Source organism: Intestinibacillus sp. Marseille-P6563 (assembly GCF_900604335.1).
GTDB lineage: Bacteria > Bacillota > Clostridia > Oscillospirales > Butyricicoccaceae > Butyricicoccus_B.
The window spans coordinates 562631-586666 of record NZ_UWOD01000002.1 but is presented as its reverse complement, the minus strand read 5'-3'; the positions used below and the strand labels follow the sequence as shown (position 1 = coordinate 586666).

The 24036-nt window shown below is 55.9% G+C and carries 20 protein-coding genes and 1 pseudogene; 19 read left to right on the top strand and 2 right to left on the bottom strand.

Going from position 1 to position 24036, the window contains the following annotated elements; translation table 11 throughout:
- The first annotated feature begins 6 nt into the window (after positions 1 to 6).
- The 3 genes from ftsH to EFB11_RS10940 all read left to right on the top strand — a co-directional run bounded on the left by ftsH (position 7) and on the right by EFB11_RS10940 (position 2730).
- Positions 7 to 1944: an ATP-dependent zinc metalloprotease FtsH gene (ftsH, locus tag EFB11_RS10950; protein ID WP_122790258.1), complete on the top strand. Its 1938-nt coding sequence runs from the start codon at positions 7 to 9 to the stop codon at positions 1942 to 1944.
- Positions 1945 to 2078: 134 nt separating this feature from the next.
- A complete protein-coding gene (locus EFB11_RS10945) occupies positions 2079 to 2531 on the top strand; it encodes a hypothetical protein (protein WP_122790257.1) in 453 nt (150 codons plus the stop codon).
- A 4-nt stretch (positions 2532 to 2535) separates the two neighbouring features.
- Complete coding sequence (locus EFB11_RS10940) at positions 2536 to 2730, top strand: helix-turn-helix transcriptional regulator (protein WP_122790256.1); 195 nt, start codon at positions 2536 to 2538, stop codon at positions 2728 to 2730.
- A gap of 31 nt (positions 2731 to 2761) precedes the next feature.
- On the opposite strand, the gene EFB11_RS10935 is transcribed toward EFB11_RS10940, so the two are convergent.
- Entirely contained in the window at positions 2762 to 3133 is a 372-nt protein-coding gene (locus tag EFB11_RS10935; protein ID WP_122790255.1) for a hypothetical protein, read from the bottom strand.
- Positions 3134 to 3160: 27 nt separating this feature from the next.
- Entirely contained in the window at positions 3161 to 4480 is a 1320-nt protein-coding gene (locus EFB11_RS10930; RefSeq protein ID WP_206424179.1) for a sodium-dependent transporter, read from the bottom strand.
- A 343-nt stretch (positions 4481 to 4823) separates the two neighbouring features.
- Here EFB11_RS10930 and EFB11_RS10925 point away from each other — a divergent pair, with 343 nt between their 5' ends.
- From EFB11_RS10925 to lysS, 16 genes and pseudogenes are all read left to right on the top strand, one after another.
- Complete coding sequence (locus EFB11_RS10925; protein ID WP_122790254.1) at positions 4824 to 5267, top strand: ACT domain-containing protein; 444 nt, start codon at positions 4824 to 4826, stop codon at positions 5265 to 5267.
- A 21-nt stretch (positions 5268 to 5288) separates the two neighbouring features.
- Positions 5289 to 6422 carry a homoserine dehydrogenase gene (locus EFB11_RS10920; RefSeq protein WP_122790253.1) on the top strand — a complete coding sequence of 378 codons (1134 nt, stop codon included), beginning with the start codon at positions 5289 to 5291 and terminating at the stop codon, positions 6420 to 6422.
- Positions 6423 to 6436: 14 nt separating this feature from the next.
- Positions 6437 to 7330: a homoserine kinase gene (gene thrB / locus EFB11_RS10915; protein ID WP_122790252.1), complete on the top strand. Its 894-nt coding sequence runs from the start codon at positions 6437 to 6439 to the stop codon at positions 7328 to 7330.
- 67 nt (positions 7331 to 7397) lie between these two features.
- Positions 7398 to 8606, top strand: coding sequence for an aspartate kinase (locus tag EFB11_RS10910; RefSeq protein ID WP_122790251.1), 1209 nt, complete (start codon positions 7398 to 7400; stop codon positions 8604 to 8606).
- Between the two features lie 136 nt (positions 8607 to 8742).
- Positions 8743 to 9555, top strand: coding sequence for a 23S rRNA (guanosine(2251)-2'-O)-methyltransferase RlmB (rlmB, locus tag EFB11_RS10905; RefSeq protein ID WP_122790250.1), 813 nt, complete (start codon positions 8743 to 8745; stop codon positions 9553 to 9555).
- Positions 9552 to 11885 carry a hypothetical protein gene (locus tag EFB11_RS10900; RefSeq protein WP_122790249.1) on the top strand — a complete coding sequence of 778 codons (2334 nt, stop codon included), beginning with the start codon at positions 9552 to 9554 and terminating at the stop codon, positions 11883 to 11885. The genes rlmB and EFB11_RS10900 overlap by 4 nt, the downstream gene beginning before the upstream one ends.
- 196 nt (positions 11886 to 12081) lie before the next feature.
- Positions 12082 to 14166, top strand: coding sequence for an elongation factor G (gene fusA, locus EFB11_RS10895; protein ID WP_122790248.1), 2085 nt, complete (start codon positions 12082 to 12084; stop codon positions 14164 to 14166).
- A gap of 111 nt (positions 14167 to 14277) precedes the next feature.
- Positions 14278 to 14772: a DUF4830 domain-containing protein gene (locus tag EFB11_RS10890; protein ID WP_122790247.1), complete on the top strand. Its 495-nt coding sequence runs from the start codon at positions 14278 to 14280 to the stop codon at positions 14770 to 14772.
- A gap of 200 nt (positions 14773 to 14972) precedes the next feature.
- Positions 14973 to 15719 carry a pseudouridine synthase gene (locus tag EFB11_RS10885; protein ID WP_243115214.1) on the top strand — a complete coding sequence of 249 codons (747 nt, stop codon included), beginning with the start codon at positions 14973 to 14975 and terminating at the stop codon, positions 15717 to 15719.
- A 209-nt stretch (positions 15720 to 15928) separates the two neighbouring features.
- Entirely contained in the window at positions 15929 to 17020 is a 1092-nt protein-coding gene (locus EFB11_RS10880) for a PucR family transcriptional regulator (RefSeq protein ID WP_122790245.1), read from the top strand.
- Between the two features lie 268 nt (positions 17021 to 17288).
- Positions 17289 to 17969, top strand: a pseudogene (gene ftsE, locus EFB11_RS17205) (cell division ATP-binding protein FtsE); the annotation flags it as partial.
- 445 nt (positions 17970 to 18414) lie between these two features.
- A complete protein-coding gene (ftsX, locus tag EFB11_RS10870) occupies positions 18415 to 19338 on the top strand; it encodes a permease-like cell division protein FtsX (protein WP_164706734.1) in 924 nt (307 codons plus the stop codon).
- 19 nt (positions 19339 to 19357) lie between these two features.
- Positions 19358 to 20608: a murein hydrolase activator EnvC family protein gene (locus tag EFB11_RS10865; RefSeq protein ID WP_164706733.1), complete on the top strand. Its 1251-nt coding sequence runs from the start codon at positions 19358 to 19360 to the stop codon at positions 20606 to 20608.
- A gap of 58 nt (positions 20609 to 20666) precedes the next feature.
- Positions 20667 to 21857 (top strand): S41 family peptidase, encoded by a 1191-nt coding sequence (locus tag EFB11_RS10860; RefSeq protein WP_164706732.1) that lies wholly within the window; start codon positions 20667 to 20669, stop codon positions 21855 to 21857.
- 132 nt (positions 21858 to 21989) lie between these two features.
- A complete protein-coding gene (gene greA, locus EFB11_RS10855) occupies positions 21990 to 22463 on the top strand; it encodes a transcription elongation factor GreA (protein WP_122790241.1) in 474 nt (157 codons plus the stop codon).
- A gap of 19 nt (positions 22464 to 22482) precedes the next feature.
- Positions 22483 to 23982, top strand: coding sequence for a lysine--tRNA ligase (lysS, locus tag EFB11_RS10850; protein ID WP_122790240.1), 1500 nt, complete (start codon positions 22483 to 22485; stop codon positions 23980 to 23982).
- The last annotated feature ends 54 nt before the right edge of the window (positions 23983 to 24036 follow it).

The window sequence follows — 24036 nt, the reverse complement described above, 5'->3', positions numbered from 1 at the left end:
GGTAAAATGAAAGGCTTTGGCCTTTACGTTTTGATCCTGTTGGTGCTGCTCGCAGCCGCGACCGCAGCGCTCAGCCGGGAGCAAAAGACCACCCAGGTCGTTTACTCGGATGTCCTCGATTACTTTAACAACGAGGAAGTCACCGAGTTTTCGATCGACGACAACGTACTGCATGCAACGCTCAAAAATGGTCAGAAGATCCAGTATACCATCGCAGACCTCAACTGGTTCTATTATGACCTGGGTGATACCATCCTCGAGCAGCAGCAGGACGGTACCCTCAAAAAGATCGACTACACCACCCGTGAAATCCCGTGGTGGATGGGCATGGTGCCGTATGTCATCATCATCGTGCTCATGGGCTTGTTCTGGTACTTTATGATGAACAAGCAGGAGGGCGGCGGACGCGGACCGATGCAGTTCGGCCGGGCGCGCGCCAAACTCGCACAGGATGACAAACGCAAGGTGACGTTCCAGGACGTGGCCGGTGCCGATGAAGAAAAGGCAGAACTTCAGGAAATCGTTGAGTTCCTCAAGAACCCGCAGAAGTTCGTCCAGATCGGCGCACGTATCCCCAAGGGCGTGCTGCTGGTCGGCCCTCCGGGTACTGGTAAAACGCTGATCGCCAAGGCGGTCGCCGGTGAGGCCGGTGTACCGTTCCTGTCCATCTCTGGTTCGGACTTCGTTGAACTGTATGTCGGTGTCGGTGCATCGCGTGTGCGTGACCTGTTCGAGCAGGCCAAGAAGAATTCGCCGGCGATCGTCTTCATCGATGAGATCGACGCCGTCGGCCGCCAGCGTGGCGCGGGCTTGGGCGGCGGTCATGACGAACGCGAACAAACCCTGAACCAGTTGCTCGTTGAGATGGACGGCTTTGGCGCAAACGAAGGCGTCATCATCATCGCGGCAACCAACCGTCCGGACATCCTCGACCGTGCGCTCCTGCGTCCCGGCCGTTTTGACCGCCAGGTTTACGTCGGCGCACCCGATGTCAAGGGCCGTGAGCAGATCCTGCGTGTGCATGCGCGCAACAAGCAGTTTGACCCGGATGTCAACTTTGACTCGATTGCCAAGGGCACGGTCGGTATGACCGGTGCAGACCTGGAAAACCTCCTCAATGAGGCCGCTCTGCTGGCAGCCCGCCGCAATAAGAAGCTTATCACCAACGACGAGATCGAGGACGCGCTGCTCAAGGTCGAAATGGGCCCGGAAAAGAAGAGCCGCGTGGTCAGCGACAAGAAAAAGCGCATCGTGGCCTATCACGAGGCCGGTCATGCCGTATCCCATCATGCGATGGGTACGCTCGACCCGATCCACTATATCACCATCATCCCGCGCGGCGGCGCAGGTGGCTTTACCATGTGGCGTCCGCAGGAAGAAGGCGGCTTGGAAACCAAGACGTACTTTGAGGACAGCATTGTCACCGCACTGGGCGGCCGTGTGGCCGAAAAGCTGATCTTTGACGAGATCACCACCGGTGCGTCGGGCGACATCCGTCAGGCGACGGCTATGGCCCGGGCGATGGTTGTCAACTACGGTATGAGTGATAAGATCGGTACGGTCGACTATGGCGACAGCGGTGAGGTCTTTATCGGCCGTGATTTCGGTGCGACTCACAGCTATTCGGAAACCAAGGCCGCCGAAATTGATGCCGAAGTACACCGCATCATCCAGGAAGCCTATGACCGCTGCACCAAGATCCTGACCGATCACGACAAGCAGCTGCACGATGTTGCCGAATATCTGCTGCGCAACGAAACCATGGACGGCGAAACCTTTGTCAAGATCTTCAACGGCGAAGAAGTGCCGGATAAGATCGCCTCGGCAGCCACCGAGGAAGAGCTGAATCATGCCCCAGCAGGGGTCAACGATCAGCCGGTTGACCAGCCGCAGTCTGAGTCCACGGCAGATGACACCTCTGCACAGGACGACAAAACCGAATAATCAAAAAAACTCCACGAATTTTCGTGGAGTTTTTTGTGCACCGAAATGTTAAAATAATTTGACATTTTGCAGAGCCGATGTTACAATCAAAATGTAAAAAGTATTTAACATTTCAGGAGATGAGGTGAGGCGGTATGAACGGAAAACTGTATGTTTTGATGGCGCTTCCGTTTGTGGTGCTGTTCGGTGTGATTGGCTTTCTATGCTGGTTGCGGAAGAAAGACACTTCGCCGCGAGCGGCTGCTCTGGCCGAAAAGCTGGGTGTCCGGCAGGTGGATGAGATGGAGCGTATGATCCAGTACAAGGCAGCGACTTTGGCCTATGCTGTTGTCGTATGGCTGTTGGTCCTTTACGGTTTGTACGTGGTCCTCATCCGAAAGGAAGCCATGCCGCTGACCAATTTGGCTGTGCTGGCCGGAGTGTTCACCCAGTGCATCGCCACGCTGGTGCTGCGGCATCGCAGTACGGTAGGGGATGAGGAGTATCATCCCTATCCACTGTGGAAGACCCTGCTGATCGTGGTTGGAATCAGTGCCGTCATTGCAGCGCTGGGCGCAGGGATTGTTATTGTTGTGTTGGCGTGGTGACACGATGCAGAACAATATCAAAGAACTGCGTAAGGCGCGCGGCCTGCGGCAGGAAGATTTCGCAAGGCTGCTCGGCGTCAGCCGTCAGACGGTTGTGGCGATGGAGAACAACAAATATGACCCTACATTGGCGCTGGCCATGCGGGTGGCCCGACTGCTCGAGCAGCCGGTCGAAAGTATCTTCTTTCTGGAGGAATAAAAAAGGAACGGCCGAGCCGTTCCTTTTTTCGTTATGAGCTTGCAGCGTCTGCGTCGGCATCGGAAGCTTCCAACAGACGGAAAATCGCTTTTTCGTCGTTGTCCAGCAGCAGCGCAAGGGTTTGCTCGTCCTGTACTTCAAAACGGTACGCGCTTTGACTGCCCTGGACGGTCGCGGTGAGGATGCCGTCATCGACCGTGTACGTTCCGGCAGCCAGGGTATCATAAAAGAAAATAAATGATTTTTGTTCGCTGTCCAGCGTCAGGAAAGGAGCCATGTTTTGGGTGTCATTGACATCCGACCCTTCCAGAAAGTATGCACCCGCCAGAGGTTCGATATTGTTTTTTTGGCAGCCGGTCAGCAGTAACAGGGCCACCATGAGTACACTAAAAATTCGCTTCATGAAAAACTCCTTTCCAGAAAAGAGGATTTAACCGATCCCGCCCTTGACAATGCCCAGGATGACGACCAGTGCCGCCACAGGAACATAAATATATTTGGCAAAAAAGTCGAAAACCTTACCGATCGGTTTTTGGCGCCCGAGTTGAAGTTCGGGTTTAATGGCTTTCAGTCCCAGCACCCAGAAAATCATGGTCGCGCCCAATACGGCGCCGATGGGCACCACATAAATCGTGATGATGTCCATCCAGCGGCTGAGGCTGGCTTCCTGTTCGATGAAAAGACCGACAGCAAATGCAGCCGCACCAACGAGCAATACGGCGTATTGCCGTTTGAGCTTCAAATGACGCTGGGCAGCTTCGGCACAGACTTCAAACATGTTGGCCAGCGAGGTGATGCCGGCAAACAGCACGGACAGGAAGAACAAAACGGCAAACAACCGGCCGGCCGGCATCTGCTGAAAGACGCGCGGCAGGGTGTGGAACATCAGCGGCGGACCGGACTGCGGGTCGAGCCCAAAAGCGAACACCGCCGGAATGATGGCAAAGCCAGCGATCATGGCCGCGCAGGTGTCCAGCAGAGCGGTCATGCCAGCCGAATGCAGGATGTTTTCCTTTTTGCTCAGGTAAGAGCCGTAAATGATCATGCCCGAACCGGTGACCGACAGCGAGAAGAACGCCTGACCCATGGCCATGATCCAGGTGTCGACATTGGCGAGATATTCCCAGCGCGGCACGAGCAGATACTGATAGCCGTCGAGCGCGCCCGGCAGGAAGGCCACGCGCACAGCAATGACGACAAACAGCACGAAAAAGGTCGGCATCATGATTTTGTTGACCTTTTCGATGCCCGAGGAAATGCCGCCGATGAGCACCAGAATCGTGATCAAAATGACAGCCAGATGCCACGGGATGCTGCCAAACGCGCCGGTCATCTGGGCAAAAAACGTTTCGGGTTCGGTCTGCATCAGAGAACCGGACGCAGCACCGACCAGCGTGCGCAGCACCCAGCCGACAATGACCGAATAACCGATGGCAATGCCAAGCGAGCCGAACAGCGGGATGGCGCCCAGGATCGCGCCGCCTTTTTTGCCGCGCGAACGCAACGCATGGTCGTAAGAGCCGATCGGTCCGGTGCCGGTCAAACGGCCGAAGGCAAATTCACCCGACAGGCCGATGATACCGAATAAAACAACAAACAGGCAGTACGGGATGAGAAACGCCGCGCCCCCATATTGGCCGGTACGATACGGGAACATCCAAATGTTCCCCATGCCGACCGCAGAACCTACGGCGGCCAGGACGAACCCCAGCTTGCTGGAAAAGGTTCCGTTTTGCGGTGAATGGTTCATGATTTCCTCCACATTTTCTTCTTCTGAAACTTTCGGCGCATTGTCCGCGAGGCGGAGAACCCTGTCTTGCAAAGGTGCGCAGGACGGTGTGGAATGGAGCACATCCGTCGGCTGGCAGCCAAAGGGAAAAACAGGGAATTTGTTTTGCGCCATATTTGGTATATTGTATCACACTTCCTGCGGTCCGGCAACCATACTGCCGCGGTTTTCCCCATAGGCTGCACAAAGGCAGCAGGCAAAAAGAGTCAATTTTTCACAAATTCACTCTTGCAAAGCGCGCGGCGCTATGATACGATAATAAAGCTTGAAAGACATCTGTATTTGTCAGGAGGACAGAAGGAACATGGATACAGATACCAAATATTATCTCGTCGAACGCACGCTTCTGCCCGAGGTTTTCCGAAAGGTGGTCAAGGCCAACGCGGCCTTACATACCGGACGGGTCAAAACCGCAAGCGAAGCGGCGCAAAGTGTGGGTCTTTCCCGCAGCGCGTATTACAAATACAAGGACGGCATCCGCCCGTTCTATGAAGCGGCACACAACCGCACGATCAATTTTCATCTGATGCTGGTCGATCGGCCGGGCGTTTTGTCCAACATCCTGGGGCTGTTTGCCCGAGTGGGCGCCAATGTGCTGACCATCAACCAGTCCATCCCGATCGGCGGACAGGCGGCCGTGACCATCGCAGCGCGCACCGCTGAGATGAAATGCACCGTAGAATCTTTGATGGAACGCGCGCAGGCGCTGGACGGCGTGTTCCGGGTTGTGATTTTAGCCAGCGAATAAATTTTCAGGAGGGAAAACAACATGGTGAAAGTAGCAGTTCTGGGGCACGGCACGGTCGGTTCCGGCGTCTATGAAGTTTTTGATATGAACGCAGAGCGCATCGCGCGTGCGGTCGGCGAACCGGTGGAGGTCAAGTATGTGCTCGACCTGCGCGATTTCTCGCATCTGCCGTATGGCCATAAATTTGTATCCGACTTTTCGGTGATCGAAAACGATCCCGAGGTGACCGTGGTCGCTGAGGTCATGGGCGGCGTCGGCGCGGCGTATGAATTTACCAAGCGCTGCCTGCTGGCCGGTAAGAGCGTGTGCACCTCCAACAAGGAACTGGTGGCCACCCGCGGCGAAGAACTGCTGCAAATTGCCAAGGAAAAGAACGTAAATTACCTGTTTGAAGCCTCGGTCGGCGGCGGCATCCCGGTCATCCGTCCCATGCTCCAGTGCCTGGCGGCCAATGAGATCCTGGAGATCCGCGGCATTCTGAACGGTACGACCAACTATATCCTGTCCGAAATGATCCACAAGGGCGTGTCCTTTGAGGATGCCCTCAAGCAGGCACAGGCCAACGGCTACGCCGAAAAGGACCCGACCGCAGACATCGAAGGCCATGACGCCTGCCGCAAGATCAGCATCCTGTCCGACCTGGCGTTTGGCGACAAGTTTGACCCGAATGAAGTTTCGTGCGAAGGCATCACCAAGATCACCCTCCAGGACGTTGAGGAAGCTGGCAAGCTGGGCTATGTGATCAAGCTCATCGGCCGCGCGGTTCGCTGCGACGACGGCACGGCGTACGCTTACGTTGCGCCGCACCTCATCCCGAAGGAGCATCCGCTGGCAGCGGTTGAGGATGTCTTTAATGCCATTATGATCGATGGCAATGCGACCGGCGATGTCATGTTCTACGGCAAGGGCGCGGGCAAGCTCGCGACCGCTTCGGCTGTGGTTGCCGACATGATGGACGCCATGGCGCACCGTGAAAAGCGCCGCCCGGTCGAATGGGGCGACGGTTCCAAGCATCTGCTGCGCCCGCTGGGTACGCTGGAGAGCAAGTGGTATGTCCGCAAGGACGGCCAGGCCGCCGAGATCACCGGTCCGATGACCACCGACGAAGCGCAGACCAAATTTGCCGATGCAGCGGCGATGATGCGCGTTTTATAATCTGGGAGAATAGAATGATTGAAGTAAAGGTCCCTGCGACAAGCGCCAATATGGGCTCGGGTTACGACTCGATCGGCATTGCGCTTGATTTGTATAATGTGATTCAGATGGAAGAGTCCGACCACATCGATATTTCCGATGTGGCGGGCGCATCCATCCCGACCGATGAGAGCAATCTCATCTATCAGTGTGCCAAAAAGGTGTACGACATCTGCGGCAAGCCCCTCAAGGGTCTGAAAATCGTCGAGCAGTGCGACATCCCGCAGACACGCGGTTTAGGTTCGTCCTCGGCCTGCACGGTCGCGGGTATCCTGGGCGCAAACGCCCTTCTGGGCAATCCGCTCGACCGGGAGAACATCATCGATTTGGCCGCCTCCATCGAAGGCCATCCGGACAACTCCACGCCCGCCATTTTGGGCGGCTTCTGCGTGGCGCTGCTCGAATACGGCAAGGTGTGGAGCGTGCGCGTGCCCATGAATGGGCAGGTGGATTTCATCACCTTTATCCCGGACTTTGAACTGTCCACCGAAAAGGCACGTGCGGCCTTGCCGCAGACCATTCACCACCATGACGCGGTCTTTAATCTGGCGCGTGCGGCCCTGCTGGCTGGCTCGCTGACCACCGGCAAGCTGGAAAACCTGGGCGTCGCCATGGGCGACTGCTTGCACCAGCCCTACCGCTTTGATCTCATCCCGGATGGGCGCGAGGTCATGCACGCAGCCAAGGCCATGGGCGCGCTGGGCGCGTTCATCTCGGGCGCCGGGCCGTCCATCATCGCGGTGGTCGCCTCGCACGACAAGACCTACCTGTCCCGGGCGCAGATGTACTGCGAACAGAACTTCCCGCATTGGAAGCCCATCCGGCTGGTGTGCGACGAGGTCGGGGCAGTCGTCCGCACGGTATCATAAGCAAGAGAACACAGCGCGCGCGGCGCGTTTTCCCCGGTGAGGGGATATAAGGAGGAAAACAAGAACCATGAGTCTGATTGTTCAGAAGTTCGGCGGCACCTCGGTTGCCAACACCGAACGCATTTTCAATGTGGCCGATATTGCAACCTCGGCTTACAAGGAAGGCAACCAGGTGGTTGTCGTGGTTTCCGCCCAGGGCGACACGACCGACGACCTCATTGCCAAGGCGGCCGAGATCAACGACCGTCCGTCCAAGCGCGAGATGGATGTGCTGCTGTCCACCGGCGAAATGATCTCCATGTCGCTGTTGGCGATGGCCATCCAGAAGATGGGCTACCCGGTCATCTCGCTGACCGGCTGGCAGGCCGGTGTGGAGACCGACATCAACTATTCGGAAGCGCGCATCCGCAAAGTCACGGCAGAGCGCATCCGCTCGGAACTCGACCGCAACCGTATCGTCATCGTGGCCGGCTTCCAGGGCATCAACAAGCAGGACGACATCACCACCCTGGGACGCGGCGGCTCGGATACCACGGCGGTTGCCATTGCAGCGTCGCTCGATGCCGATCTGTGCCAGATCTACACCGACGTGGACGGCGTATATACGGCCGACCCGCGTCTGGTGCCCGACGCCCACAAGCTGTCGGCGATTACTTACGATGAAATGCTCGAACTGGCCAGCCTGGGCGCCCAGGTGCTGCACAACCGTTCGGTAGAAATGGCCAAGAAGTATAATGTCGATCTGGAGGTCATCTCCAGCTTTACCCGCAATCCGGGTACGAAAGTCAAGGAGGGTTCCAACATGGAGAAAATGAATGTAAGCGGCGTTGCCCGTGACAATAACTGTGCCCGCGTGGCCATCATCAACCTGCCCGATGAGCCGGGCGTCGCATTCCGCGTCTTCTCGCTCTTAAGCAAGCGCAAGATCAACGTGGACATCATTTTGCAGTCGGTCGGCCAGGACCATCACAAGTCCATCACCTTTACCATCCCGGAAAGCTGCGCCGAAGAAGCTGAAAAGGTACTGCGCGAGAATCAGGAAAATCTGGGCTTTGAGGACCTGTCGGTCAACACCGCGGTCGCGAAGGTATCGATCGTCGGCGCAGGCATGGCGTCCAACGCCGGTGTGGCAGCCAAGATGTTCGAAGCCCTGGCTTCGGCGGGCATCAACATCCGCATGATCTCGACCTCGGAGATCAAGATCTCGGTGCTCATCAACGAAGAGGATTCCGACAAGGCGGTCAAGGCCATCCACGCCAAGTTCTTCAACGTCTAAGCGGTCTCTGAAAACGGGATTTTCCGACCAAATATGATTTTTTTGCCGCACTCCATTGTATGGAGTGCGGCCTTTATGTTATAATACATTCTGTATCGGTATTGGAAATGGAAAACGGTATGGAGTTGAACAATGCATGAACGATAGAGAGAAAAAACCAGGCCGCGGCCGGCGTCCGGGCGGGGAAGCCGAAGAGGCGACCCTGGTCGAAGGCCGCAACGCGGTCACCGAACTGCTGCGGTCGGGCCGACCGGTCGATAAACTGTTTGTCGCCGAAGGCACCCATGGCCGGGTCGGAGAAATCCTTGCCCTGGCGCGGACAGCCGGTGTGCCGGTCACCCAGTGCGACCGCCGCAAACTTGACCACATGAGCCAGACCGGCAATCACCAGGGCGTGATTGCCCAGGCAGCGGCACATACCTATGCCAGCCTGGATGATTTGTTCCAGGCCGCAGAGGACAAGGGCGAAGCGCCCCTGTTCGTAGTGTGCGACGGCATCGAGGACCCGCACAATCTGGGCGCGATTTTGCGTTCGGCCGAAGCGGCTGGGGCGCATGGGGTCATCATCCCCAAGCGGCGCGCTGTGGGGCTGACCGGTGTGGTCGCGCGTGCGTCTGCGGGTGCCATCGAGCACATTCTGGTACACAAGGCAGTCAATCTGGCCGCAGCGCTTGAGGAACTCAAAGCGCGCGGCGTGTGGATTTACGGCGCCGAAGCAGACGGCAATGCCGAGCTGTATACGGCCGACTTCGCCGGGCCGACCGCATTGGTCATCGGCTCGGAGGGCAGCGGACTGAGCCGCTTGACGCGGGAGACCTGCGACTTTCTGGTCAGTATCCCCATGCGGGGCAAGGTCAATTCGCTCAATGCGTCCAATGCAGCGGCTGTGCTGCTGTATGAAGCAGTGCGCCGCCGGACCTGTGGCGTGAAAGGAGATAGAACGGAATGAGTGACAAGTTGATGGATACACAGGAACTGTCCGAAATCCGAAAGCTGATCGGCGATGTGTCCGACCAGCCGTCCAAGGAACCGGAAGCTCCTGTTGCAAAGCCTGATCCTGTGGTGCAGCCCCAACGGAGCAAAGTCAGCCAGGACAGCGGCGAATTTAATTTGAACGATATTTTGGCCGAGGTCAGCGGTGCAGTCGACCAGGCGCATGAAGGGCATAGCGCTTCGCCGCGCATGCAGAGCAGCATGCGTATGCCGCAGGGCACGGCCCGTATCCCGCGGGTCAATGCACAGCGCCCGGTCAGCCAGCGCACCGGCTCGATTCCGCGCGTATCGCAGGGCACAGCCCGCATTCCGCGCACGACCGGCCGGGTTTATCAAGGAACGGGCCGTATTCCGCAAGGTACAGGCCGCATCCCACAGGGGACCGGCCGTATCCCGCAGGGCACGGGACGGGTGCCGCAGGTCAGCGGACGCATCCCGCGTGTGCCGGGTGTCGACCCCCGTGCGGTCGAAGAATCGCTGCGCGCCACGGCTGACGAACAGGCGCGCCATCTGGCCGAACTGGCAGCCGAGGAAGACAATGAACCGCGTCTGAGCCGCCGCGAGCGCAAAAAGCGCGAAAAAGAGCGTCGTGCAGAAAACGAACGCGCCCTTGACCGGGAGGACGATATTGAAATTCGCAACCCGCGCGAAGCACAGCGGTTCTGCAAGCGCCGTGCCAAGAATTTGGCCCGCCGCAGCGTGTTTGTGCTGATTTTGGGCCTGCTGGCTATGTATATCACGGTCGCCAGCGGCATGGGTCTGCCGCTGCCTGCGATGCTGCAATATGCCGAGCACGCGTATCTCACCATTATGACGCTCATGATTATGCAGTTCCTGGCCATGTTTGCCGGACTGGATATTGTCGGCAACGGCATTTATAATCTGTTCAAGCTGCGGCCCGACCGCAGCACGCTCGTAGACTTTTCGCTCGTCGCTTCGCTCATCCACGGCATGACCATCATCCTGTTCCAGTGGAGCGGATGGCTGCCGTACTGTGCGGTCAGCATTTTGCTGCTGTTCGCCCAGATGCAGGAGGAAAAGGCACGTATGGCCGGCCGCTATCGGGCCTATAAAGCGGCGACCCTGGGCGACCGTCCGATCGGTGTTTACGCCCATCAGGACAGCCGCGACCATGTTCGTCGGGCTGTTAAGTATCAGATGCCCGACCTGACCGGCTTCTTGCGTGAAATGGAGCGCAGCGACAAGATCGATACCTTTGAACGCATCTATGCGCCGCTGGCTATTCTTGCGTCCATTGTCTTTGCCGCAATTGCTTCCTTTGGGGCCGGCGAACCGACCCGGTTCTGCTGGGCACTGTCCGCGATTTTGTCTATTTCGGCGCCGTTTGGCATTCTGTGTGCCTTTGGCGCGCCGTACCGCAATGTTTCCCGTAAGCTGCTGACCGAAGGCGCAGCCATTGCCAGCGCCCGGCAGGCCGAGCGTCTGCGCGGTGTCAAGCAGGCCATGCTGCGCGACGGTGATCTGTTCCCCACCGGCTCGATCACGATTGATGAGGTGCGCAATTTTGGTAGCTATTCGGCTGAAAAGCTGCTGGCTTATGCTTCGGCCGTCACGGCTGGACAGGGGCTGGAGATCGGCCGCGTACTCAGCGAGGCCCTGCGTGAGCAGTATGGCCGTCCGGTACGCGCGACCAATGTGACCAATTATGAATCGGGCGGCCTGTCGGCTGACATCGGTTCGGACAGCGTTCTGGTCGGCACAGCGGCCTTCCTGAGCAAGCTGGGCATCCGGCTGCGGGATAACCAGGGCATCGAAAACGGTGTCTATGTCGTCATCAACAGCCAGATCGCGGGCGAGATCAAGCTGACCTATCACCCGACTGCACAGACCTATGGTGCCATCCATTCGCTGTGCCGCCTGAAGATTCGCCCGATGATCGCCGCACAGGACTTCAACATCTCCCCGGCGATGGTGGAAGCTATGTTTGAAGTCAAGCATGGTGTGACCGGTGCGGTCGACCCGGCCCGCATCCCGGAACTGAACGACGCGCGATATGTCGCCAAGGACCGCGTGTGCGCTCTGCTGTCCAAGGACGGTGCAATGCCGTACGCGATGGTGCAGCAGGCAGCCGATAAACTGGTCGGCGCAATGCGTTCCAACCTGCTCATCGGCACGATTGCCGGCATTTGCGGCATGCTTTTGATGTTCTATCTGACGTTCAAGGGCGCTGCCGAGGCGGTCGAACCCAAAAATGTGATTCTGTATCTCATCTTGTGGTATGTGCCGGTGCTGCTCATCAACCTGACCACCCGTCGCAATTATTAAAAAATTCCAGACGAATTGGAGGAAATGCTGCAAAAATATGCGGCATTTCCTTTTCTTTTGCCTTTCTTGGCAGGATACACAAAATAGTATTTGCATTATTCGGCTATATAGTGTATAATTACGAACATAAGAGAGACGTAATTTGGCAATCTGCACAAGACGCTCTCAGATCATACAAGCAGGAGAGTGTATAAATATGGCAACGTACCCGGTGAATAAGTTAAGAAATGTCTGCGTCATGGGCCACGGCGGCGACGGTAAGACCTCCCTGGTTGAGAGTTTGCTGTTTACCTCCGGTGCAACCGAGCGCGTAGGCAAGGTGCCGGATGGCAATACAGTTTGTGACTATGACCCCGAAGAAGTCAAGCGCCAGTTCTCCATCTCGACGGCAGTGGCGCCGGTGGTCTGGGGCGATTGCAAGATCAACCTGCTCGATACCCCAGGTTTCTTTGATTTTGAATCTGAAGTTCAGCATGCGCTGCGCGTCGCGGAATCGGCGCTCATCGTAGCGACCGGTAAGGCTGGCCCCGGTGTGGGCACCGAAAAGGCCTGGAAGCGGGCCGCAGAGCGTAACATGCCGCGCATGTTCTATATTTCCAAGATCGACGAGGAAAATTCCGATTACTATACCGCATTACATAAGCTGCAGAAGCAGTTCGGCGTTTCGGTCTGCCCGATCGTAGTGCCGATCTTTGAAGGCAACCGCGATACGGTCGGCGTTGTCGACTGTGTCATCCGCAAGGCCTACAAGATGGAAGGCACCAAGCGTGTTGAAATCCCGATCCCGGACAATATGGTCGAGCGTATCGACCAGCACCGTGCAGCGTTATGCGAAAACGTAGCCGAACTGAGCGAAGACCTGATGGAGCGTTACTTCGCAGGCGAAGAATTCTCGGATGAAGAACTCATCGCCGGCATCCGTCAGGGCGTGCGCGACCTGGTGATTGCCCCGGTATTCTGCGGCACGGCTGCAACCGGCATTGGTTCCTATGCACTGCTCAAGGGCATTGCCGACTACATGCCGTCCCCGGATGAAGCACCGGCCGAAGTATATGAAGACGAAAAGGGCGAACTCGATGAGATCGTTTGCTCGCCCAACGGCTCGACTTGCGCGTATGTCTTTAAGACGGTGGCTGATCAGTATGGCCGCTTCTCCTATTTCAAGGTATTCTCGGGCACGGTCAAGAGCGATATGACGCTGGTCAACAAGCGCGCCGATGCCAATGAAAAAATGGGCCATATCTACACGGTATGCGGCAAGAAGACCACCGAAGTCGAGGAGATCGGCTGCGGCGATATCGGTGCAGTCGCTAAGCTCGTGACCACCAAGACCGACGACACCCTGTCCATGTCGGTTCGTAAGGTGATGCTGGAAGGCGTGCCGATGGCAAAGCCGTGCTATGCACAGGGCATTGAACCCAAGTCCAAGGGCAATGAAGAAAAGATGTCCACCGGTCTGGCTAAGCTGCGCGACGAAGACCCCAGCTTTGAAGTCAACTTCAACCCCGAGACCAAGCAGATGGTCATTGCGGGTGCAGGCGATATCCATCTGGATGTCATCTGCTCCAAGCTTAAGAGCAAATTCGGCGTAGAAGTCACCCTGACGCCGCCGATCGTACCGTACCGCGAGAAGATCCGCAAAAAGGTCTCTGTGGAAGGCAAGCATAAGAAACAGTCGGGCGGCCATGGTCAGTATGGTCACGTCAAGATGGACTTTGAGCCGTACGCAGAAGGCGATTACCTGTTCGAAGAAAAGATCTTCGGCGGTTCGGTTCCGAAGAACTTCCATCCGGCGGTCGATAAGGGCATCCGCGAAGCCATGGAACATGGTGTGCTGGCCGGTTATCCGCTGGTTGGCCTGAAGGCGACCCTGACCGATGGTTCTTACCATGACGTCGACTCCAACGAACTGTCGTTTAAGATGGCAGCACGTCTGGCCTATAAGGCTGGTATCCCGCAGGCGTCTCCGGTACTCCTGGAGCCCATCTGCTCGATGAAGGTCATTGTACCGGACAGCTACATGGGTGATGTCATCGGCGACCTGAACAAGCGCCGTGGCCGTATCATGGGCATGAACCCGGTTGAAGGCGGACAGCAGGAAATCCTGGCCGAAGTGCCGATGGCGGAAACCACCGACTACGCTATCACCCTGCGTTCGATGACCCAGGGACGTGGCTCGTTCGAATCGGACTTTGAACGCTATGACGAAGCTCCTCCGATGGTTCAGGAGAAGGTCATCGCCGAGAACAAGGCACGCATGGAAGCACTGAGCAAAGACTAAATTTCGAAAGGACGGCTTTTGCCGTCCTTTCTTTTGCGAAAAAATTTGGTTCTAAATCGGTCGGCCCGTCCATATCATGCTAGTAAGAGGCCGATATGGGAGGGACCGAATATGATCGTTTACGCGACAAAGCTAACTGTAAAAAAAGCAGCTGTGGGCGTGCTGGCATTGGCAGCCGTGATTTGGGGCGTATCCACGCTGCGTCCGGCATCCGCAGACATCGCCAGCGCATCCGGGGAAGCGAGCTTATCGCAGAAATTAGGCACCAATGAGGAACGGGTGGAATTTTTGCAGTCCTTCGGCTGGGAGGTCGATGAAACCCCGGTCAGCGAAACCGAGGTGCGTATCCCGGACGAATTTGATGAAACCTATGAAGAATACAACGACCTGCAAAAGACCCAGGGATTGGACCTGGAAAAGTATAAGGGCCGCAATGCGACCTTGTATGTGTATTCGGTCCACAACGACCCGAGCGGCGAAGAAGGGGTGACAGCCAACCTGGTGCTATACCGCAACCGGCTGATTGCAGCCGATGTCTGCTCTGCGCAAAAAGACGGCTTTTTGCGAACGATCACCGAACGGCCGGACGAAAACACACAGGAATAATGTTGGATTGTGAAAAGGGCGATTTTTTCGGATTTTGTTTTCGAAAAAATTGCCTTTTTTTACTGAAACCAGGCGATAGGGTAAAGTGACGAAACCGGCAAAGTTTATCTGCAATTTTTTCGTTTTTTTTGCCAGACCTATTGTGCAATTTGCGAAAAAGTGGTACTCTATATTTATCTAGTGTAGACGGGGGGATGCAGATGGCAAAGGAGCGTTTGGACAAAGCGCTGTCTTCGCTGGGCTGCGGCAGTCGAAAAGAAGTGGGTGCCATCATTCGCGCCGGCCGGGTCAGTGTCAATGGGCAAACGATCCGGGACCCAGCCTATCGGGTCACACCGGCAGAAGATTCCCTCGCTTTGGGCGGTCAGCAATTGCGGTGGCGCATTGGCCGCTACTACATGCTCAACAAACCGCCCGATCTGGTTTCTGCGCGGGTGGACAACCTGCATCCGACGGTGCTGTCGGTGTTCCCGGAAAGCGAGCGGCGCGGATTGTTCCCGGTCGGCCGGCTGGACAAGAATACCGAAGGCCTGCTGCTGTTGACCGACGATGGCGGATTCTGCCACGCGCTCATGGCCCCGCGGCGGCATGTGGAAAAGGTCTATGTCGCCTTGGTGTCCGGCCGGATGGATTTGAGTGCCCCCAAGCAGTTTGCAGCCGGGATGACCTTGGCGGATGGCACAGTCTGCCGCCCGGCCCGCCTGACCGTTTTGGGCGAAGAGGATGGCCTGACCAAGATCGAGGTTGCCCTAAAAGAAGGAAAGCATCATCAGGTCAAGCGCATGGTCGCAGCTGTGGGCGGCCATGTGGAGCATCTTAAGCGCATTTCAGTCGGTCCGCTGCGGCTGGATGAGCGATTGCAACCCGGGGAGTACCGGGAATTGACCGAAGACGAAGTGGCTGCCCTGCGGGATGCCGCACGTGGCAAAGCTTCGGCGGACGAATGAAGATCGGTTTGTGGGATTGATAAAAAGTTCACAAAACGATTGAAAAATTTTTGTATGATTCGGCGAAATTCTGTGTTATAATTCTATAAATGATACAGGATCTTCTGTGCTTCTTGTATAATATGTCCGATTGGGCCGCGCCGTCACAACCGGAAGGCGGCAGGGGATATCAGATTGTTTGAAGAGACTTGAAAGGAAAGGTGACGGAAATGGCCTCCAGATTGTTTCAGTCGATTGTTCTCCAGATGAAAGATACGGTGGACCGCACCATCGGCATCGTCGATGCCACCGGTGCCGTAATCGCATGCACCGATCTGCCGCGCATTGGCGAAATGCGGGAGGATGCGGTGACCGAGCTTGGGTATGCGGGGGATATGATCCGCTTTGGCGGATATACGTACCGCTCGGTGGCAGACCGTTCGACACGCTTTGAATATGCGGTTTTTGTACAGGGCGAGGACGAACTGGCGCGTTCGGTATGCTCTCTGGCATCGGTCGCCATCAATAACATCAAGACCTTGTACGACGAAAAGCACGACAAGGCAACCTTTGTGAAAAACATCATCCTGGACAACATCCTGCCGGGTGATATCTATATTAAGTCGCGGGAGCTGCACTTTGGCAACGATGTGCCGCGCGTGGTCTTCCTGGTGCACCAGCTTGAGCGGGTGGACGTGGCTGCGATCGACGTCGTCAACGGCCTGTTCCCGGACAAGCAGAAGGATTTCGTCCTGCACATCAGCGAGAGCGACATCGTTGTGGTCAAGGAAGTCAAGGCCAACAGCGACGTCAAGGAGCTTATCAAGTGCGCTAAGACCATCGAAGACGCGCTCAATTCCGAACTGCTCATCAAGTGCATCATCGGTATCGGCTCGATTTCGACCCAGCTCAAGGACATTGCCAAGTCCTTTAAGGAAGCGCAGGTCTCCATCGAAGTCGGCAGCGTATTCGACAACGAAAAGGCGATCGTCAGCTATGAAAACCTGGGCATCGGCCGTCTGATCTATCAGCTTCCCACCACCCTGTGTGAAATGTTCCTGAACGAAGTGTTCAAGAAGGGCTCGATCGATTCGCTCGATCAGGAAACGCTGTACACCATCCAGAAGTTCTTTGAGAACAATTTGAATGTGTCCGAAACTTCGCGCAAGCTGTTCGTACACCGCAATACGCTGGTGTACCGCCTGGAAAAGATCAAGAAGCTGACCGGTCTGGACCTGCGTGAATTTGACCATGCGATTGTCTTTAAGGTCGCGCTGATGGTTCGCAAGTACCTGGAAAGCCGTGAGGAAGGACGCGTCTGAGGCAACCGTCCAAATCGATAACAAAATGGAAACATTTGTGTAAAAACCGCCTTTAAAACAGAAATTTCGAACTATCTGACCCTGAAAAAAACATTAAATTTTTGAAGATAGGGGAAATACTCTGGAAATTTTCAATCGGATGTGGTATAATAGCCCAAAAGCGGCGATTGTACCACATCTTTTTTTCATCCCGCTTTTCCCAGATTTCAAACGCGGGAGTCATGCCGCTGTGTATGACATCCAGCAGCGCAAGGAGGTTCACTGGGTCGTGATAAGAATGAGCGACGTCAGCATGCAATACGATAACGGTGTGCGCGCCGTCAGACGGGCGACACTGCGTATTGATGAGGGGGAGTTCGTTTTCCTGGTCGGTCCGTCCGGCTCGGGTAAATCTACCCTGATCAAACTGCTGACTGGCGAAGTTCGGCCGACATCTGGCCGCATTGTCGTCAATAACTATAACATGAGCACCATCAAAAAGCGGGAAATCCCCTATCTGCGCCGCACACTCGGCGTTGTGTTCCAGGATTTCCGGCTGATCGAAAAAAAGACGGTCTACGAAAATGTCGCGTTCGCCATGCGTGCCGTGGGCGCCAAAAAACGCGCGATCAAAAAGCGCGTGCCCTATGTGCTGGAACTGGTCGGCCTGAGTGAAAAGGCGGATACCCGTCCGCTGGAGCTGTCGGGCGGTGAACAGCAGCGTGTGGCCATCGCACGGGCGCTGGTTAATAATCCGCGCCTCATTATTGCAGACGAGCCCACCGGCAACTTGGACCCGGCGCGTTCCTACGAACTGATGACCCTGTTTGAAAAGATCAACGAGCTTGGCACGACCATCCTGATCGTTACCCACGAAAAAGAACTGGTCGACGAATTTGAAAAGCGCGTTATCATGATCGACAGCGGCGAGATCGTCAGCGACGCCACGGGCCGTTATTATGCCGACGACGAATTTTACGAAGAAGGCATGTACGAAGAAGAGGGCGAATATCTGGAAGAGCCACCGCAGGCGGAAAACAATATGTTTAACGCACCGCTGGCCATGCTCTTTGACCGCTTCTCGCTCAAGAAAAATGAGCAGGCGGAAGAAGAACAGCAGGCCGAGGGGGAGGAGATCGTTTCCGAGCCAGTCGCCCAAACCGAACCAATGGAGCAACAAGAAGCCGAACCCATCGCGCAGGACGACGGGATACCGGAGCCAGAACCGGAACCAGCGGCCGCTCCCGTTGTGGAACCGCCGGTCGCGGAAGTCGATGAGCCGCAATTAGACCTTGCGTCGCTGGATGAACTGGTAAACCGGTTCCAAGAGCGTCTGGGCATGAGCCATAATCCTGCGGAACCTTTGGAGGCCGCGGAAGAAATCAATCAGAACCAAGCGGATGGGGATACGGAAAATGAGCAACAAAACGAAGAAAACGAAGCGCCGGAACAGCAAGACCGGTCTTAGTTATTTTTGGTCGGAAGGCATTCATAACATTTTCCTCAATGGATTTATGAGCTTTGCGGCCGTGAGCATCATCCTGGCCTGCCTGCTGATTACCGGCAGTATGGCATTGATTTCCTACAACATCGACCTAAATATCGAAAATTTGCAGGCAGATAGCGAAATCATGCTGTACATAGATGAGAACTTCACCTCCAGCGAGGCACGTGCTTTGGAGCAAGACCTGCTGAAGATCGACAACGTCAAGACCGTGGAGTTTCAGTCCAAGGAAGCTTCTTTGGAAGATCTGCGCGATCAGCTTGGCGAGGACGATGATATTTTGGACGGCTATAACGCCGACAACAATTTTATGCGCGATGGTTACCGCATCACGCTCGATGACCTTGCCAAGGCAGACCAGACCGAAGAGGAACTCAAGAAGGTCGCCGGTGTTGCCAAGGTCGTTGTCAACGAGGATACGATGGACATGCTGGTCAGAGCCCAGCGTGTATTCCGGATCGTATCGGTGACCTTGGTCGCAGCCTTGGGCGCCATTTCGATCTTTATTATTTCCAACACAGTCAAACTCGCCATGCTTGCCCGCCGCGAGGAGATCGCCATCGAGAAGATGGTCGGCGCGACCAACTGGTTCATTCGCTGGCCGTTCGTCATCGAAGGTATGCTGCTGGGGCTGGTTGCTGGCGGATTGGCGTCGTTGGCCGAATGGGGCGTTTATGAAAAGCTGCTCAAAACAGTTACAGGCGCGATTCCGGCCTTTACCATGGCAGAATTTCACGAATTCGGGTGGATGCTGGTTGCCATCTTCCTGGGTTCGGGCGTAATTATCGGTGTAGGTGGTTCGATCCTGTCCATGCGCCGGTTCTTGGATGTTTAACATTGGGAAAGGAGAATTTATGCTAAGCAAAAAAGCAGTTCGTACCATTGCGGCTGTGATCGCGATCATTTTGGTGGTCACACTGGCGGCAGGAAGCCTGTTTTCTGCCATCGGCACGGCACAGGCCGCATCGGTTTCTGATTTGAAAACACAGCTTTCTTCGATTGACAAGCAGAAAGAAGAAATTCAGGCGGTTTTGGATGACCTGGAAGGGCAAATGGGCAGCACCACGCAGAAGCTGCAAGCCCTGCAGGACCAGCTCAATCTGACCCAGGAAGATATTACGGCCACCGAAGAGGTGATCGAACGCCTGGAAGATGAGATCGCAACCAAGGAAGAAGAAATCGAGGTTGCTCAGAAGGAATTGGATGAAAAGACCGAGCTGTTCGAAACACGTATGCGCGTGATGTACGAGAACGGTAATGAAATCGGATACTTAGACGTACTCTTTGGCTCGCGCAGCTTTGGCGAAATGCTCTCGCGTATGGAAACGGTCAGCGAGATCATGGACAACGATAAAAAGATCGTCGAGGACTACAAGGAAGCCAAGACCAAGCTGGAAACTGCAAAGGCCGAATACGAGGAAGATAAGCAGGACCAGGAAGAGTACAAGGAATCTCTGGAAAGCAAGTACGACGATCTGGACAGCCAGCGTGAAGAAGTACAGGCTCTGTCCGACGAACTGGAAAGCAATTACGACAAGAGCAAGAGCGAATATGAGGCTCTGACCGCAGAACAGGATGCCATCAACGCTGAGATCGAAGAGATTTCCCGTCGTGAGGCAGAAGCAGCCCGTAAGGCTGCCGAAGAGGCGAAGAAGAATCAGTCTTCGGGCAGCTCTGGCAGCAGCGGCGGTTCTTCGGTGTCCTACACCGGCAACGGGGAACTGTCGGTATGGCCGGCGCCGTCGGGCGTTGCCAATACCAGCAGCTACGGCTGGCGTGTCCATCCGGTCTATGGCACTCGGAAGTTCCATAAGGGCCTGGATATCTCGGCCCCGGGCGGTAGCCCGGTTCTGGCCGCAGCATCGGGCACCGTTGTGCAGAGTTACTATTCTTCGTCTTATGGTAACTACATCGTTGTCAGCCACGGTGGCGGCTTGATGACCGCTTATGCCCATATGAGCACGCGTCTGGTTTCGGCCGGTGAAACAGTATCCGCAGGACAGCAGATCGGTAAGGTTGGTTCCACCGGTGTTTCCACAGGTAACCACCTGCATTTTGAGGTCTATGTCAACGGCTCTACGACCAACCCGCTTAACTACTATTAATTCGCATTTTGGAAAGGCGTGCCTGGCGGCGCGCCTTTCTTTTCTTCAAGGAGGATCTATGGCACATAACATTTCATCCAGCAAGGCGGTGGCCTTGTGTGCGCTGACCGCGGTCACGGTGTTCACTATTTCCTACATTGGAATGGAGCGCCGGCTGGAATCCTTATTGCCCGGCTATCAGGCTGAAGCGGAGATCTATGGCAAGATCGGCGAGATCCGCCGGACGATCGACGCCTATTATGTCGGGGAATACGACGAGCAGGATGCCGTCGATATGGCGGCTGCCGGCTACGTTGCCGGAATAGGCGACCAGTGGAGCACCTACATGTCCAAGGAGAGCTATGACGAGTATAAGCTGAGTTTTTCCGGGCAATCTTTTGGCATTGGGCTGTTTACCTCCTATGTAGCAGACAAAAATGAGCTGCGCATCGTGGAGGTCTTTCCGGGCTCGGACGGCGAAACGCTTGCCCTGCAAAAGGGCGACCTCATCCTGGGCGCCGAAGGCAAAACCGTGGACAAAGACGGCTATACGGAGGTGGTGAATGCCATTGCCGGGGAAGAGGGCACCAAAGCGCAGGTGACCATCTACCGCACCGCGACCGGTGAGACGGAAACGGTCGAAATGGAACGAAAGACGACCGAACAGGTCATGGCGACTGGCTGGATGCTGGAGGATGGCAAAACCGGTATGGTGCGCATTTACAACTTCCGAAAGGGTTCGGAAACCCAGATGATCGACGCAGTCGATGCCCTGATCGAGCAGGGGGCCGAACGGCTGGTGTTCGATGTGCGCAACAATCCGGGCGGCTCGGTCGAGAGCGTGTGCGATGCGCTTGATTACCTGCTGCCCGAGGGCGACATTATGACGCTGCGTACCAAGGGCGGCGATGAAACCATTTACCGCTCGGATGCAGACGAAATCAACCTGCCGATGGCGGTTCTGGTCAACGCCGATTCGATCAGTGCAGCCGAGTTCTTTGCAGCCGCTCTGCAGGAATACGACAAGGCAATCATCGTGGGTGGCCAGACTATGGGCAAGGGTTATTCCCAGCAAAATTATGTACTCAGCGACGGTTCGGCGCTGCATCTGTCCGACCAGGAATACTTCACCCCGCAGGGCAAAAGCCTGATCGGTACCGGCATCACACCCGACGTTCCGACCGACGCGCCCGAGGGCTTTGACCTGTATTTTGCCGCCGAGGAGGATGACCCGCAGCTCCAGGCATCTCTGTCGGCTTTGGACGACTGATTTCATCGATTTTGACAGCAAAATTGTAAAAGTTCGGGAAACGCCGCTTGACATTGGGCTTTTGACTCCATATAATAAGGTAATGTATCGTAAGATTGTTAAAAATTCATTTTTATAGAGAGGGATTTGCAGATGGCTAAGGAAATCAAACTGTCCCAGGAGAGTCTGGACAATTACAAGGAAGAGCTCGAATACCTCAAAACGACCCGCGCGGACGAAGTTGCCGAGCAGCTGAAAGAAGCGCGTTCGTTCGGCGACCTTTCGGAAAACGCCGAGTACGACGAAGCCAAAAACGAACAGGGCAAACTGTACTCCCGCATCGCCGAACTGGAAGAAATCATCAAGCATGCGGTCGTTGTGACCGGCGACACCTACGCGGCAGACGAAGTTTCGCCGGGCTGCTACTTTGTCGTCGAGGACCTGGAATTTGGCGACCGGGAAGAATATCACTTTGTCGGCTCGCAGGAAGCCGACCCGATGGACGGCAAGATTTCGGATGAATCGCCGTTCGGCAAGGCTGTGCTGGGCCACAAGGTGGGCGAGATCGTTGAGGTTGATGCTCCGGTCGGCACGGTGAAGTATAAGATCGTAGATATGAAGAAGTAATACAGAAAGGTTGAACAGCATGGCACACGAGCAGAAGGCCGCGGAACCGACGCAGGCTGAACTAAATGAACTGCTGCGCATCCGCCGTGAAAAGCTGGCGGAACTTCAGTCGGCAGGCAACGACCCCTTTGAGCAGGTGCGTTTTGACCGCACCAACTTTACGACCGATATCAAAGACCACTTCGACGAGATGGAAGGTAAGACCGTCCGTCTGGCCGGCCGCATGATGAGCAAGCGCATCATGGGTAAGGCATCGTTTGCCGATCTGGCTGACCGCTTTGGCCGGCTTCAGATGTACGTCAAGCGCGACGAACTGGGCGACGAACCCTATAAGGCATTTAAGAAAATGGACATCGGCGATTTGGTCGGTATCGAGGGCACCGTATTCCGCACCCAGAAGGGCGAGATTTCGGTCATGGTTTCCCAGATGACCCTGCTGTCCAAGAACCTCATCCCGCTGCCCGAAAAGTGGCACGGCCTGAAGGATACCGACATGCGCTATCGGCAGCGCTATGTGGATTTGATCGTCAATCCCGAGGTGCGCGACACCTTTGAAAAGCGCTCCAAGATCGTGCGCGAGATCCGCAACTTCATGGACTCCCGCGGGTTCATGGAAGTGGAAACCCCCTGCCTGAACACCATTCCGGGCGGCGCGGCAGCCCGTCCGTTCATCACCCATCACAATGCGCTCGACATTGATATGTACATGCGCATTGCGACCGAGCTGCACTTAAAGCGCCTGATCGTCGGCGGTTTGGAGCAGGTCTATGAGATCGGTCGTATCTTCCGCAACGAGGGTATGGACACCCGTCACAACCCGGAATTTACCACCATCGAACTGTATCAGGCCTACACCGATTACCACGGCATGATGGACATCACCGAAGATATGGTGGTTCACGTGTGTGAAAAGGTGCTGGGCACCACCAAGGTGACCTATCAGGGCACCGAACTCGACTTCTCCAAGGGCTGGAAGCGCATGACCATGGCCGACGCGGTCAAGGAATACGCGGGTCTGGACTTCATGAACATGAGCCCCGAAGAGGCGCTTGAGGCCGTCAAGGCCAAGGGCCTGACCCCCGAAAAGGGCAAGGAAAGCTGGGGCGACCTGCTTGCCTTCTGCTATGAGGAGTTCGTCGAGGAAAATCTGATGCAGCCGACCTTCATCACCGACTATCCGGTCGAAGTATCGCCGCTGGCCAAGCGTAAGCCGTCCGACCCGCGTCTGACTGAGCGGTTCGAATGCTTTGTCTATGGCCGTGAATTGTGTAACGCATTTTCCGAGCTCAACGACCCGATCGATCAGCGTGGTCGCTTTGAGCGTCAGGTCGCGCTGCGGGCTGCGGGCGATGACGAGGCGAACATGATGGACGATGATTTCATCACCGCTCTGGAGTACGGCATGCCGCCCACAGGCGGTATGGGCATGGGCATTGACCGTCTGGTCATGTTCCTGACCGATTCGGCATCCATCCGTGACGTCCTCCTGTTCCCGACGATGAAGCCGCTTGGCGACTGAAAATAAAGCCTGGATGCCCACGCATTCAGGCTTTCCGCATATTACATTCGAAAT